The organism is Exiguobacterium profundum (assembly GCF_001909285.1).
Taxonomy (GTDB): Bacteria; Bacillota; Bacilli; order Exiguobacteriales; family Exiguobacteriaceae; genus Exiguobacterium; species Exiguobacterium profundum.
The window spans coordinates 1082577-1094322 of record NZ_MRSV01000001.1; the positions used below are offsets into that span (position 1 = coordinate 1082577).

Annotated in this window: 13 protein-coding genes; 7 read left to right on the top strand and 6 right to left on the bottom strand. The window is 50.2% G+C overall.

Annotated features, from left to right (window positions below; genetic code table 11):
- Positions 1–31 precede the first annotated feature (31 nt).
- The 5 genes from BBB58_RS05650 to BBB58_RS05670 form a co-directional block, all read right to left on the bottom strand.
- Entirely contained in the window at positions 32–790 is a 759-nt protein-coding gene (locus BBB58_RS05650) for an ABC transporter permease (RefSeq protein ID WP_074036065.1), read from the bottom strand.
- Positions 790–1638 carry an ABC transporter ATP-binding protein gene (locus BBB58_RS05655; protein ID WP_074036066.1) on the bottom strand — a complete coding sequence of 283 codons (849 nt, stop codon included), beginning with the start codon at positions 1636–1638 and terminating at the stop codon, positions 790–792. Before BBB58_RS05655 ends, BBB58_RS05650 begins: the two co-directional genes overlap by 1 nt.
- Positions 1635–1841, bottom strand: a complete 207-nt coding sequence (locus BBB58_RS05660) for a PLD nuclease N-terminal domain-containing protein (protein ID WP_074036067.1) — start codon at positions 1839–1841, stop codon at positions 1635–1637. The genes BBB58_RS05655 and BBB58_RS05660 overlap by 4 nt, the downstream gene beginning before the upstream one ends.
- Before the next feature lie 112 nt (positions 1842–1953).
- The gene (locus tag BBB58_RS05665; protein ID WP_047794988.1) at positions 1954–2367 is read right to left on the bottom strand and encodes a universal stress protein; all 414 of its coding nucleotides are present in this window, start codon (positions 2365–2367) and stop codon (positions 1954–1956) included.
- 70 nt (positions 2368–2437) lie between these two features.
- Complete coding sequence (locus BBB58_RS05670) at positions 2438–3910, bottom strand: SulP family inorganic anion transporter (protein WP_074037888.1); 1473 nt, start codon at positions 3908–3910, stop codon at positions 2438–2440.
- 233 nt (positions 3911–4143) lie between these two features.
- Here BBB58_RS05670 and BBB58_RS05675 point away from each other — a divergent pair, with 233 nt between their 5' ends.
- The 7 genes from BBB58_RS05675 to BBB58_RS05705 all read left to right on the top strand — a co-directional run bounded on the left by BBB58_RS05675 (position 4144) and on the right by BBB58_RS05705 (position 10504).
- Positions 4144–4461 carry an ArsR/SmtB family transcription factor gene (locus tag BBB58_RS05675; RefSeq protein WP_012727076.1) on the top strand — a complete coding sequence of 106 codons (318 nt, stop codon included), beginning with the start codon at positions 4144–4146 and terminating at the stop codon, positions 4459–4461.
- Between the two features lie 13 nt (positions 4462–4474).
- Positions 4475–4834: an arsenite efflux transporter metallochaperone ArsD gene (arsD, locus tag BBB58_RS05680; RefSeq protein WP_074036068.1), complete on the top strand. Its 360-nt coding sequence runs from the start codon at positions 4475–4477 to the stop codon at positions 4832–4834.
- 12 nt (positions 4835–4846) lie between these two features.
- Positions 4847–6604, top strand: a complete 1758-nt coding sequence (gene arsA / locus BBB58_RS05685) for an arsenical pump-driving ATPase (protein ID WP_074036070.1) — start codon at positions 4847–4849, stop codon at positions 6602–6604.
- Positions 6601–6879, top strand: a complete 279-nt coding sequence (locus tag BBB58_RS05690) for a Fe-S cluster assembly protein HesB (RefSeq protein ID WP_074036072.1) — start codon at positions 6601–6603, stop codon at positions 6877–6879. Before arsA ends, BBB58_RS05690 begins: the two co-directional genes overlap by 4 nt.
- A 32-nt stretch (positions 6880–6911) precedes the next feature.
- Positions 6912–8198, top strand: a complete 1287-nt coding sequence (locus BBB58_RS05695; protein ID WP_074036074.1) for an arsenic transporter — start codon at positions 6912–6914, stop codon at positions 8196–8198.
- Between the two features lie 14 nt (positions 8199–8212).
- Positions 8213–9871 carry an FAD-dependent oxidoreductase gene (locus tag BBB58_RS05700; RefSeq protein WP_074036076.1) on the top strand — a complete coding sequence of 553 codons (1659 nt, stop codon included), beginning with the start codon at positions 8213–8215 and terminating at the stop codon, positions 9869–9871.
- Between the two features lie 63 nt (positions 9872–9934).
- Complete coding sequence (locus BBB58_RS05705; protein WP_074036078.1) at positions 9935–10504, top strand: hypothetical protein; 570 nt, start codon at positions 9935–9937, stop codon at positions 10502–10504.
- Positions 10505–10528: 24 nt separating this feature from the next.
- Here BBB58_RS05705 and BBB58_RS05710 read toward each other — a convergent pair whose 3' ends face one another.
- Positions 10529–11665, bottom strand: coding sequence for a GGDEF domain-containing protein (locus BBB58_RS05710; RefSeq protein WP_074036080.1), 1137 nt, complete (start codon positions 11663–11665; stop codon positions 10529–10531).
- Between the last annotated feature and the right edge of the window lie 81 nt (positions 11666–11746).

Below are 11746 nucleotides of genomic sequence, written 5' to 3' on the forward strand. Positions count from 1 at the left end.
TGGCAAATGAATCATTTGTAAGGTCAGACGTTTACGCCGTATGACTCATGAACCGAAGTCGTTTCGACGCCATATACAGGGATAGGATGACGACAACGGTTCCGGTCACAATCGGCCACACGAGATTCACTTCTGTCAAGAACATCTGACTCGATAGTGGACCGAGCATCCATGGCATCCAATCGAGGTCGACCCAGCCGATGAGGAGCGACATGACGAAATGAAGACCGAGCGTCAAGACGACCGCAACGACACCGCTCTCGATCATCGCAGCGAGGAGAATGAAGATGGAGAGCTGAACGACAAAATGAAAGACAAGAAGTGCTGTAGATATGAGAAATGCGGTTACATCAAACGCCTCGAAAAGAATAACCGTATAGTAAGCGGCCGCTAATTGGGCGAGTACGAGACCACCGACCGTCAATAGGACGTAATGTGCCCATTTACTGATAACGATGCGAGACGTCGGGATTTGTAACGACTTGAGCCAAGCGAGCGTTCCGTTCGTCCGCTCATGACTGAACGTATGCATCGCCGACAACAAGACGACGAGAAGACCGATTTGGCGAAGCTGTTCACTGACTGAAATCAACACTTCTTCTGGTGTCGGTGTCGGGAGATCAATCACGGCGCCGTCCGGTAAATTGCCACCGGAAGCGAGGATATCTGGTAGGAAATAGAGCGTGAGCGGTTGCATCGAGGCAAGGAGCATGAGCACGATTGGGATCCAAATGAGTCGTTTGTTCGACCATGACTCTCGCCATTCCTGTTTAAAGATTGCGGTACGCATCAGGCGTTCACCTCCAAGAATAAAGATTCGAGTGACGGGTGCCCGACGTGTAGTGATTGGATGATGAGATTCCGTTCCAGGATGCGCCGCAAAATCGCCCGTTCGGCGAGATTCCGGTCCGTTGACTCAAACGTCCACGTCGAACCACGTTTGGTTGTTCGGGTCACGCCTTCTAACTGCGTCCAGTCTGCATCGGTCGTCCCATCGTCAAAGAGACGTAGCTCAATGGTCGACTTCGAACCGAGCAGGTCGGTCACGGTTCCTTCCATGAGCAATTTGCCTTGTCGAAGCAGGAGCACCCAGTCACTTGCCTCTTCGGCATCCGGCAGGACGTGCGTCGAGTACAGGATCATTCGCTCTCGTTTCAAGTCACTCAATAGATCGAGTACTTCTCGTCGACCGCGTGGGTCGAGTGCCGAGACCGGTTCATCGAGCAGTAAGAGTTCCGGGTCATGGACGAGCGCTTGGGCGATCCCGAGACGCTGTCGCATCCCTCCCGATAAGTTCGCTGCCGGCCGGTCGACCGGTTCGAGCCCGACTCGTTTCAATAGTTGAATCGGCTCGACGTGTTTGGTCCCCGTCAATTCAGCGGCATACCGAATCGTCTCAACGGGAGTCAACGATGGATAGAGGGCAGGGCGCTGAGGCAAATAGCCGATCCGAATACGTTCGTGTCCGGTCATATCGCCACTTGTCGGTTCGGTGACGCGGGCGAGCAAGTTCAAAAGCGTCGTCTTCCCGGCACCGTTTTCTCCAAGGAGGGACGTGCAACCCGGTCGTAATTCGAAACTGACATCATCGAGCGCCGTGAAGGCGCCGAATCGCTTCGTTACATGTGTGATTTTCATCGCGGAGTCCGTCCCCATAAGAAGTATACGATTGGGCCTAGTATGTTGATGAAGACGATGACGAGAAGCCATACCCATTTCGGACCGTTCGTCACGTCACGTTTGAACAAGTCAATCAAGGCGACGACGAGCAGGATGAGTTGCAAAATCAAAACAGGTAGTAAGATAAGAAAAAGTGTATTCGGGTCATTTGCGATGTCCATCGCGAGAACCTCCTTTTGAATTAGCTGTCTTTAAAACATTCTACATGAAGGGTATGTCCCCTGTATGTGACACAAAAAATCCCCATCTCACGACGGAGATGGGGACGATGCGTCATTTCACTATAATGACAGGAGCGAGAGCTCGTTTGGCCAGTTTATGACTCACGCTACCGAGCACGAACTCTTGGAACGTGTTCAATCCACGTGATCCGACGACGACGTATTCGTATGGTTCATGGTTCGCATATTTGACGAGCTCGACGTCCGGCTCCCCACGAAGTTCGATGTATTCGTAGGCAATGCCTTCTGCTTCCGTCAAATCGAACAGTGGCTTGAGCATCTGCTTTCGCTTCGTCTCCAAGTCGATTTTCCCTGTCGAATTGAGGGCCGCTTCTTTCGATTCCTTCGCACTGATGACGTGCACGATATCAATCGATGCATTCGACGCCTTTGCGAGCTGAATCGCTTTTTCTAGCGCACGTTTCGAGTGGGCAGAACCATCTGCCGCTAAAAATACCTTTCCCATGAAAAACTCCTCCTCTTTCGCACGTTCTACTTTTAGTATAGGTGATTTGGCGAAACGGGGAAATGATGAATCAGTTCCCTGCGTTCGCGTCTTGTTGCTTCAAGTGAAGGGCGAGCGTGTTGAGCAGTTTTTCCGAGTCTTTGTTCAAGTTGAGCAGTTCCGGTTCAATTCCGACTTCCCGATATTTGAAGATGACCTTATCGATTGCCCCGATGGCGGAGTCGTCCCAAAGATGCGTGTTCGCAAAGTCGATGGTGACTGTTTGGATACCGGCTTCAGCATCCTCTGTCACGTCGAACTGATTGACGAATTCAGATGTCGAGGCGAAGAAGAGCTGACCGTTCACCATGTAATGAGCCTTGTCGGCATCGATCTTTCGCTCGAGATCGATTTTTGAGATTTTAGCAGCGAAGAGAATTGCTGCTGTCAAAATCCCGGCGAGTACACCGAGTGACAAATCATGTGTGACGACGGTGACGAGTACGGTGACGAGCATGACGACCGTATCCGATTTTTGGGCGGTACGCATCGCTTTGAGCGAACCCCAGTCAAACGTCGCATAGGAGACGAAGAACATGACCCCGACGAGCGCGCCGACCGGAATCAGCATGAGCACGTCGCTGATTGTCATGATCATGACGAAGAGCGCGAGACCGGCTGTAAGTGTCGACAGACGTCCACGAGCACCCGATGAGACATTGATGACCGATTGCCCAATCATCGCACATCCTGGCATCCCACCGAAGAACCCAGCAATGATGTTCGCAATCCCTTGTCCGCGCGATTCACGGTTTTTGTTTGAGTCCGTTCCTGTCATATCGTCAACGATTTGTGCCGTCAAGAGCGACTCGATCAATCCGACGAATGCGAGGGAAATCGAGTAAGGAAGAATGATCAACAACGTTTCAAACGTCAACGGGACGTTCGGGAATAAAAATTCCGGGAGTGTTGCTGAGATTGTTCCCATGTCTCCGATATTTTTCGTATCGAGTCCGAGTGTGATGGCTAAAATCGTCATGACGACGATGGCGACAAGTGGTGCAGGGATGGCTTTTGTGACTCGTGGAAATAAGAAGATAATGGCGAGTGACGCGGCGACGATTGCCCAGATGATCCAGCTTTCCCCTTCAAAGTTGGATAGTTGCGCTTGAAAAATCAGAATGGCAAGCGCATTGACAAAGCCAACCATGACGGCGCGTGGAATGAACTTCATTAAGCGGGCGATGCCGAGATAACCGAGTACGATTTGAATGACACCCGTTAGAATCCCAGCGGCCAGCAAATATTGAAGACCATGGTCGGCGACGAGTGAGACGATGACGAGCGCCATCGCACCGGTCGCAGCCGAAATCATCGCAGGGCGACCGCCTGCGATTGAAATCACCATGGCGATGATGAACGAAGCATAGAGCCCGACCATCGGGTTGACGCCAGCGATGAGTGAGAACGCGATCGCCTCAGGGATGAGGGCGAGAGCGACAACAATCCCCGCAAGGACGTCTGCTCGGACGTTACCGAGCCAGTCTTGTTTGATTGTATTCATTTTTTCCAAGAAGTTCACACCTCTCTTTATATTTTGACTTTGATCTTCGAGTCTCACGAAGATCAAATGCCACATTATATGAAAGGAAATGTTCCAACGTTACGTGTTTTCACAACGTGTTTCATCATAACGGATTTTTTTTGAAATGTTTTTTGAATGAAGTTGAAAAGTATGGTAATTTCATAACGGATACGTTATATAACAATTAGGTTATACAGGAAGGGGAAGTGGAAATGTACACTGCAGAAGAATTAAGCAAAGTACTCAAGGTGCTCGGTGATCCGACTCGATTGACCATGCTGAAACAGATGGAAGCGGGAGAACAGTGTGCGTGTAGTTTCGTCGACTGTTTTGACATCTCACAGCCGGCAATCAGCCGTCATTTGAAGATGTTGCGTCAGGCTGGACTGTTATTAGAGCGCCGAGACAAACAATGGATCCACTATCGATTGAATGAGACGAGCCCTTTTTATGGGATTGTCGTCGATTTGCTCGACAAGATTGAGACAATCGATGTGAGTTGCGACTGTGACACCGAATGTGCAATTTAAGGAGGAGTCAACGATGAAACTTGAAGTGTTTGAACCGGCAATGTGCTGTCCAACAGGATTATGTGGTCCATCCATCGATCCAGAACTGACGCGAGTGGCGACAATTCACTACGTGTTAAAACAGCGAGGCTTCGATGTTGCTCGTTATAATCTGGCATCGGAACCGAATCGATTCGTTGAAAATGTCAAGGTGCAAGCTGAAATTGCAAACGGGCTCGAGATGCTCCCGCTCACAGTAGTTGATAAAAAAATCGTAAAACGGGGTGCCTATTTAACAGATGAAGAAATTGCGGAGTTGACGGGACTACCGGTTGGCGCATTTGCCAAGAAAGATGGAGAAAAGCCGAAAGTTCGCATCTCACTGAAGAAATAAGGAGATATGCTCATGAAGACATTTGATTTTCATACGATTGAACCGACCCGTTATGTGTTCTTGACCGGGAAAGGTGGCGTCGGGAAGACATCGACAGCGTCAAGCCTCGCCCTGACGCTCGCCGACCGTGGCAAGCGTGTCTTACTCGTTTCGACCGACCCGGCCAGTAATTTACAAGACGTGTTTGAGATGGAACTCGATGAGACGCCGCGCCTCGTTCCGGAAACAAAGCTTGCCATCGCCAACTTCGATCCCGAAGAAGCGGCAAAACAATATATGGAGCGCATGGTCGGACCTTATCGAGGTGTATTGCCGGACGTGGCCATTCAGTCGATGGAAGAGCAATTATCCGGTGCCTGTACGGTTGAGATTGCGGCATTCGACCAATTTACGGACTTGTTGACGTCCGTGTCAGCCCGTGAGACGTACGATCACGTCATCTTTGACACGGCACCGACCGGTCATACGTTGCGCCTACTCACCTTGCCGAGTGCATGGGATGAATTTTTGGAGACGAACACGACAGGTGCGTCTTGCCTTGGTCCGCTTGCCGGTTTAGCTGACAAACAATTGCAGTACAAAAAGGCAGTTGAGACGCTCACTGATGGTAAAGAGACGACACTACTTCTCGTTGCCCGTCCCGAAACATCCACACTCATCGAAGCGGAGCGTGCCGCGACCGAACTTCGCGCCATCGGCATCGAGCGAATGCAGCTCATCGTCAACGGTCTTATCCAACAGGATGAAGGGGCAGACCGATACATGAAGCGGCTCATCGAGAGTCAGCAACAAGCACTCCGTGAACTTCCTGAAGGCATAACTGACCTCGAGGCATTCAAACTTCCATATGCTTACGAAAATCTGATCGGTGTCTCTGCACTTCGGCGCTTTGTGAACGGAGAGACGGTCGCTGTCGCAGATGCATGCTATGACTCGAGTCGTTACGGATCACTTGATCGACTCGTTGATGAGATTGAGGCGGACGGTCCAAGTGTCATCATGACGATGGGGAAAGGTGGCGTCGGGAAGACGACACTTGCTTCGCTGATTGCGGTCGCGCTTCATGAAAGAGGGCACTCTGTTCATTTGACGACGACGGATCCGGCAGCTCATGTCGCTTTCACGATTGGGACAAACATTGCAGATACGTTCACGGTCGATGCCATTGACCCGAAAGTTGAAATTGAGAGGTATCGACAGGATGTGTTCAAGGAAGCAGGGGACCTGAATGAAGAGCAACGTATGATGCTCGAAGAGGACCTGCGTTCGCCGTGCACCGAAGAAATCGCCGTTTTCCGTGCCTTTGCGAATCAGGTGGCGAAAGCGAAAGACCGTTTTGTCGTCATCGATACGGCACCGACCGGACACACGCTTCTTCTGTTAGATGCGACCGAGAGTTATCATCGCGAACTCGAACGCTCGACTGGCGTTGTCCCGGAAGCAGTCCGAGATTTGTTGCCGAAATTACGTGATCCGAAACAAACGCACGTCATCATCACGACCTTGCCTGAAGCGACGCCGGTATATGAAGCTGAACGACTCGTAGCAGATTTGAATCGGGCTAAGATTCTACCGTTCGCTTGGGTCGTTAATCAATCGTTCACGCCACTCGATGTCACGAGCAAACTATTGACCGCGAAAGTCGCGAATGAAGTCCTATGGCTCGAACGTGTGAACAGCTATCGGCGTCCGACGATACTCGCCTGGCAAGAACATTTGCCAGTCGGATATTCCGCGTTATCCCAACTATTGAAGGAGGAAGTGAAATGAACATCACGAATGAAGCCATCGATTACTTAAAAACAGCGCTAGAGGAGGAGCAGACAAAATCGGTCCGCATCATCACGGAGGCCGGTTGCTGTGGACCGACACTAGGTTTGGCCGTAGCGACACCGGAAGCGACCGATGAGGTGAAGCACTTCGACGACCTTACGTTTGCCGTGGCGAACGAAGCTACAGCGTTGTCCGCAAACGTCACGCTCGACGTTGAATCAACAGAAGAGGGAATGACACTCGTATTGCACGGTTTGCAGCCGAGTTGCTAAAAAATAAATAGAGATTATTGGAGGATTACATTGTGCAGTGGATTGCTAGTTTAATTTTTCTTGTGACGTTTTTCCTCATCATCAAGCAACCGAAAGGCCTCGGCATCGGTTACTCGGCGATGGGGATGGCTGTCATCGCTCTCGTTTCGGGCGTCGTCAATCTTGATGACGTCGGAACGGTATGGGGCATCATTTGGAACGCGACGTTCACCTTTATCGCAATCATCATCATTTCACTCATTTTAGATGAGATTGGATTCTTTGAATGGGCCGCGTTACACATGGCGCGAATCGCCAAAGGCGGCGGGGTGAAACTCTTCGTTTATATCACACTACTCGGTGCCCTCGTCGCAGCATTGTTTGCGAACGACGGGGCGGCGCTGATCTTGACACCGATTGTCTTGGCGATGGTCCGGGCTCTCAAACTGCCGGATGCGGTCGTCTTGGCATACGTTATGGCATCGGGATTCATCGCCGATACGGCAAGTCTTCCATTCATCGTCTCGAACCTCGTCAACATTGTCTCAGCCGACTTCTTTGGTATCGGGTTCGCCGAGTACGCCGCGCGGATGGTATTCGTGAACGTGTTCGCGGTCGCGGGGAGTCTGCTCGTGTTGTACCTTTATTTCAAAAAAGATATCCCGAAACAGTATGACGCCTCACAGTTGGCTGAACCTTCGTCCGTCATTAAAGATCATACGATGTTCCGCTTATCCTGGATTGTACTCGGTTTACTGGTCATCGGGTACTTCACGAGTGATTTAGTCGAGATCCCCGTTTCGCTCGTCGCGGGTGTCATCGCCTTGTTCTTCCTCGTGATGGCGAACCGCTCGTCAGCGGTCCAGACGATGCAAGTCATCAAAGGTGCACCGTGGGCCATCGTCTTCTTCTCGCTCGGGATGTATATTGTCGTCTACGGTTTACAAAATGCCGGACTCACTCAAGTATTGGCGAACTTTATCGATTGGTTCGCGGTTAACAGCTTCAGTGCCACGTTCGGGATGGGCTTTTTGGCCGCCATCTTGTCATCGGTCATGAACAATATGCCGACCGTCATGATTGATGCGCTCGCCATCGACTTGACGCATACGACCGGACAGATTCGGGAAGCGTTAATCTATGCGAACGTCATTGGTTCCGATCTCGGTCCAAAGATTACCCCGATTGGGTCGCTAGCGACGCTTCTATGGCTCCACGTCCTTCGTACGAAAGGCCTCAAAATCGGATGGGGGCAGTACTTTAAAGTCGGGATCATCTTGACGATTCCGACATTGGCTATCACGTTGCTCGGCCTATACATCAGCTTATTACTTTATTGAGGAGTGGATTATATATGAAACTAGTCATCATCGGTTCAGTCGCTGCAGGGACATCGGTTGCGGCGAAAGCGCGTCGGAACAACGAAGACGCACAAATCACGATTTACGATCGAGATTACGATATATCGTACTCTGGTTGTGGGATTCCTTACTACGTTGGCGGAGAAGTCGAGTCACGTGACGATTTGACACCGCGCGATGCGGCCTTCTTCAAGAAGCGCTACAACATCGACGTCATGACACGCCATAACGTCACAGCTGTCGACAAAGACGCGAAGACGGTGACGGTTGAAAACTTAGAGACGGGTGTCACGTTCACGGACTCATATGATGTCCTCGTCCTTGCGACGGGAGCGTCGAGCATCATCCCACCGATTCCAGGGGTGAAGTCGGACAACGTCTTCCCGATTCGAAACATCCAACATGCGGAGGCGACACGCTCCTTCGTCGATTCGACAGACCCGAAACATGCGACAATCATCGGAGCCGGCTTCATCGGTCTAGAGATGGCGGAACAGTTGAAGCTTCGTGGTGTGGACGTGACCATTATCGAGCGCGTGCCGCAAGTGATGCCACCACTCGACAAGGATATGGCGTGTCGCGTTGAGGAACACCTCGAGAAGAACGGAATCGAGCTCATGCTCGGAGAGACCGTTACAGAACTTGTCGGTGACGGACACGTCGAACGGGTCGTCACGGAGAGTGGGAAGACGATTGAGACCGACCTCGTCATCTTGTCTGTCGGAGTCCGTCCGAACGTCGAGCTCGCCATGAACATGGGAGTCAAACTAGGTGAAACGGGTGCGATCGCCGTCAATGAGCGGATGGAGACGAACATCCCAGACGTCTATGCGGCAGGAGACGTCGCGGAGAGTTTCTCGATCGTGACAGGGAAACCGATTTGGCGTCCACTTGGTTCGACAGCGAACAAGATGGGGCGGACCGCCGGGGACGTCATCACGGGCGGTCACCTCGAACATCGGGGCATCCTCGGAACGGGCATCTTCAAAGTGTTCGGACTTGCCGTCGCACAGACGGGTCTCGCCGAAAAAGAAGCACGCGAACTCGGATACGATATCGAGGTACTTCATAACACGAAACCGGATAAGCCTGCCTATATGGGTGGAAAAGATATGACGATTAAAGCGGTCGCCGATCGTGCGACGCGTCAACTGCTCGGTGTCCAAATCGTTGGATTTGAAGGAGTCGACAAACGAATCGACGTCTTCGTCACGGCCATCACCCTTAAGGCGAAAGTGGACGACTTGTTCCATCTCGACCTCGCCTACGCACCACCGTTCTCGACGACGAAAGACCCGGTCATGTATACGGGGATGGTGCTTTCGAACAGTATCGACAAGGCGGCTCGACTCATCACGCCGGCCGAACTTCAGGCACGAATCGATGCCGGGGAAGACATGCAAATCATCGATACGCGGAAAGCAGCACAGTTCGAGAAGGCGTGTGTCGATTGTGCGGTCAACGTCCCACTCGGTAACCTTCGGGAAGCGGCGAAAGACATGGACAAGGACAAACCGACCGTTGTTTACTGTAACGGAGGCGTGACGGGCAACGCGGCACAGAACGTGCTCCGTAACCTCGGATTCACCGATGTGTACAACTTGTCAGGTGGAAATAAGAATTATCAGTTGTTCAAAAAATACGGGAACTAAGCAAGACGACGTCCGCAACTGCCGGACGTCGTCTTTTGATATGCTGTACGTGAGGTGAAGTCGATGGATTATAAGATGTTACATGAGAAGTTTGAGCGACGGAAGCAGTGGCTCATTTTTGACAAAGAATTAGTCGTCCGTCGTGTCATGGTACGCTACAAGGCAAGGATTATCCCGAAGACGGACATCATGGACTTAGTGAACGACGATCAACTGTCGTATGAACATATCTTTTGTTGCTTAACGATTGATGACCCAAGAATGCTTGATAAAGTCTTCACGGCGAAAGAGAGAAAAGACCATCAGTGGGAGATTGATGACAATGCGAGGCGTGGGATGGTATATAAGCACAAAGATGAGGCACATCGACTTTACAACCAGTTGATTATCGATGAACAGGAAGGTCGCCGACTCGACATCGTCTTCGAGAGCAAGGATGGAAAGTATGTGACCGGTTTTTTGACAAGAGTCATGTCAGAGCAAGTCGCCTCTTATATTTTTGCACATGTCGGAGGCGCCAAGTTCACAGGTTTAGTCCCACGTTCACTCTTACCAGCGGACTTAACAGATGAAGAAATCAAGATGAGCTATCGGTGGTACTTGGAGTCGCTCGATGAATGGAATAAACTTTGAAAAACCTCTCACAAATGTGAGAGGTTAGTTTGCTTTCTGTTGACTCCATTTGCCGATTTGATTTCGTCCGTTCCGTTTGGCGACGTAAAGACCGATGTCTGCCTTTTTGATTAGTTTTTCGGTCGTGATGACCTTTCGTTCAGAAGTGCTCGATACTCCGATTGAAATGGTGACCTCAAGCGTCGAACTGTCAGGTAATTGAAACGGTTGTTTCGAGACTTCGGTCAAATAGCGATTCGCAATCGACATGGCTTGCGAAAGGTTGCAGTCGGCAAGTAAAACAGAGAACTCTTCTCCACCGTTTCGGCAGACCATGTCATCTGCTCGCGCGATTCCAGAGAGACGTTGACCGAGCTCGACTAAAATTGCATCACCCGCATCGTGTCCATACGTATCATTAACTGATTTGAAGTGATCGATATCGATTAACAACAACGCAATCTCGTTCGGCGACGTGAACACTTCTTCATCGACGCGTTTCATTTCCTCATCAAACTGTCTTCTATTACCTAACCCCGTTAATGTATCCGTATAAGCCGCTTCTTTATATTTTGTGATAAGACGTTCAGAGCGTTCGATTTTTCGTATGCCACCATACACGATATGCAAAAAGAATCCTGCCGCGTAACCGATGAATAAAAACCAGATGAGTGTTATAAAATATGCACTTGGCTCCTTATAGTTCGTCATGTTGAGAATAGAGAAGAGTGCAATGAACGTAAGACTAATCATATTTACGATTCGAATATCTTGTGTCGGCTGGGTCCGTTCGCGCATTCGTAAGAACAGAAATGCTGTTCCAGCTGCTACGGAATAATCTAGGAGTGTGATCAGAAGTAGCATTTCTCCGGGAACGATAAACGGAAGTAGGATAATACTCGTCACATACGTGATACGCAGACCAGATATCCCAAAGTACAAAGCAGAAATGATGAGTGGGACAAATCCATACTGAAAGTCCGCTTGAGCGTTCCAAAGTACACCATGAAGCGTGATGATCATAGAGAGTCCTGCTAGGAGGATGGAGATGGTCATCTGACGCCGAATCGGTAATTTATTTGTGAAACCGAGCTTGGTAAAACGTGAGATCAGATATAGACCAACGAGCAAAAGGCTCGCGTTGGCAATTAGGTTATTAATTAAGTTTGTAAGTGATAGCAATTAAGTTTTTCCTCCTTAAATTCTATATACAGGTTGAACTCTCGGAAAGCAATCCTTATTGTGGAGGAAAGGTGTTTAATG

What these genes read in the sequence shown, in the direction of transcription:
- BBB58_RS05655 (WP_074036066.1), bottom strand. Translation starts at nt 1,638, where the DNA reads ATGAAAATCACACATGTAACGAAGCGATTCGGCGCCTTCACGGCGCTC.
- BBB58_RS05650 (WP_074036065.1), bottom strand. Translation starts at nt 790, where the DNA reads ATGCGTACCGCAATCTTTAAACAGGAATGGCGAGAGTCATGGTCGAAC.
- arsA (WP_074036070.1), top strand. Translation starts at nt 4,847, where the DNA reads ATGAAGACATTTGATTTTCATACGATTGAACCGACCCGTTATGTGTTC.
- BBB58_RS05700 (WP_074036076.1), top strand. Translation starts at nt 8,213, where the DNA reads ATGAAACTAGTCATCATCGGTTCAGTCGCTGCAGGGACATCGGTTGCG.
- arsD (WP_074036068.1), top strand. Translation starts at nt 4,475, where the DNA reads ATGAAACTTGAAGTGTTTGAACCGGCAATGTGCTGTCCAACAGGATTA.
- BBB58_RS05675 (WP_012727076.1), top strand. Translation starts at nt 4,144, where the DNA reads ATGTACACTGCAGAAGAATTAAGCAAAGTACTCAAGGTGCTCGGTGAT.
- BBB58_RS05660 (WP_074036067.1), bottom strand. Translation starts at nt 1,841, where the DNA reads ATGGACATCGCAAATGACCCGAATACACTTTTTCTTATCTTACTACCT.
- BBB58_RS05665 (WP_047794988.1), bottom strand. Translation starts at nt 2,367, where the DNA reads ATGGGAAAGGTATTTTTAGCGGCAGATGGTTCTGCCCACTCGAAACGT.
- BBB58_RS05705 (WP_074036078.1), top strand. Translation starts at nt 9,935, where the DNA reads ATGGATTATAAGATGTTACATGAGAAGTTTGAGCGACGGAAGCAGTGG.
- BBB58_RS05670 (WP_074037888.1), bottom strand. Translation starts at nt 3,910, where the DNA reads ATGAATACAATCAAACAAGACTGGCTCGGTAACGTCCGAGCAGACGTC.
- BBB58_RS05690 (WP_074036072.1), top strand. Translation starts at nt 6,601, where the DNA reads ATGAACATCACGAATGAAGCCATCGATTACTTAAAAACAGCGCTAGAG.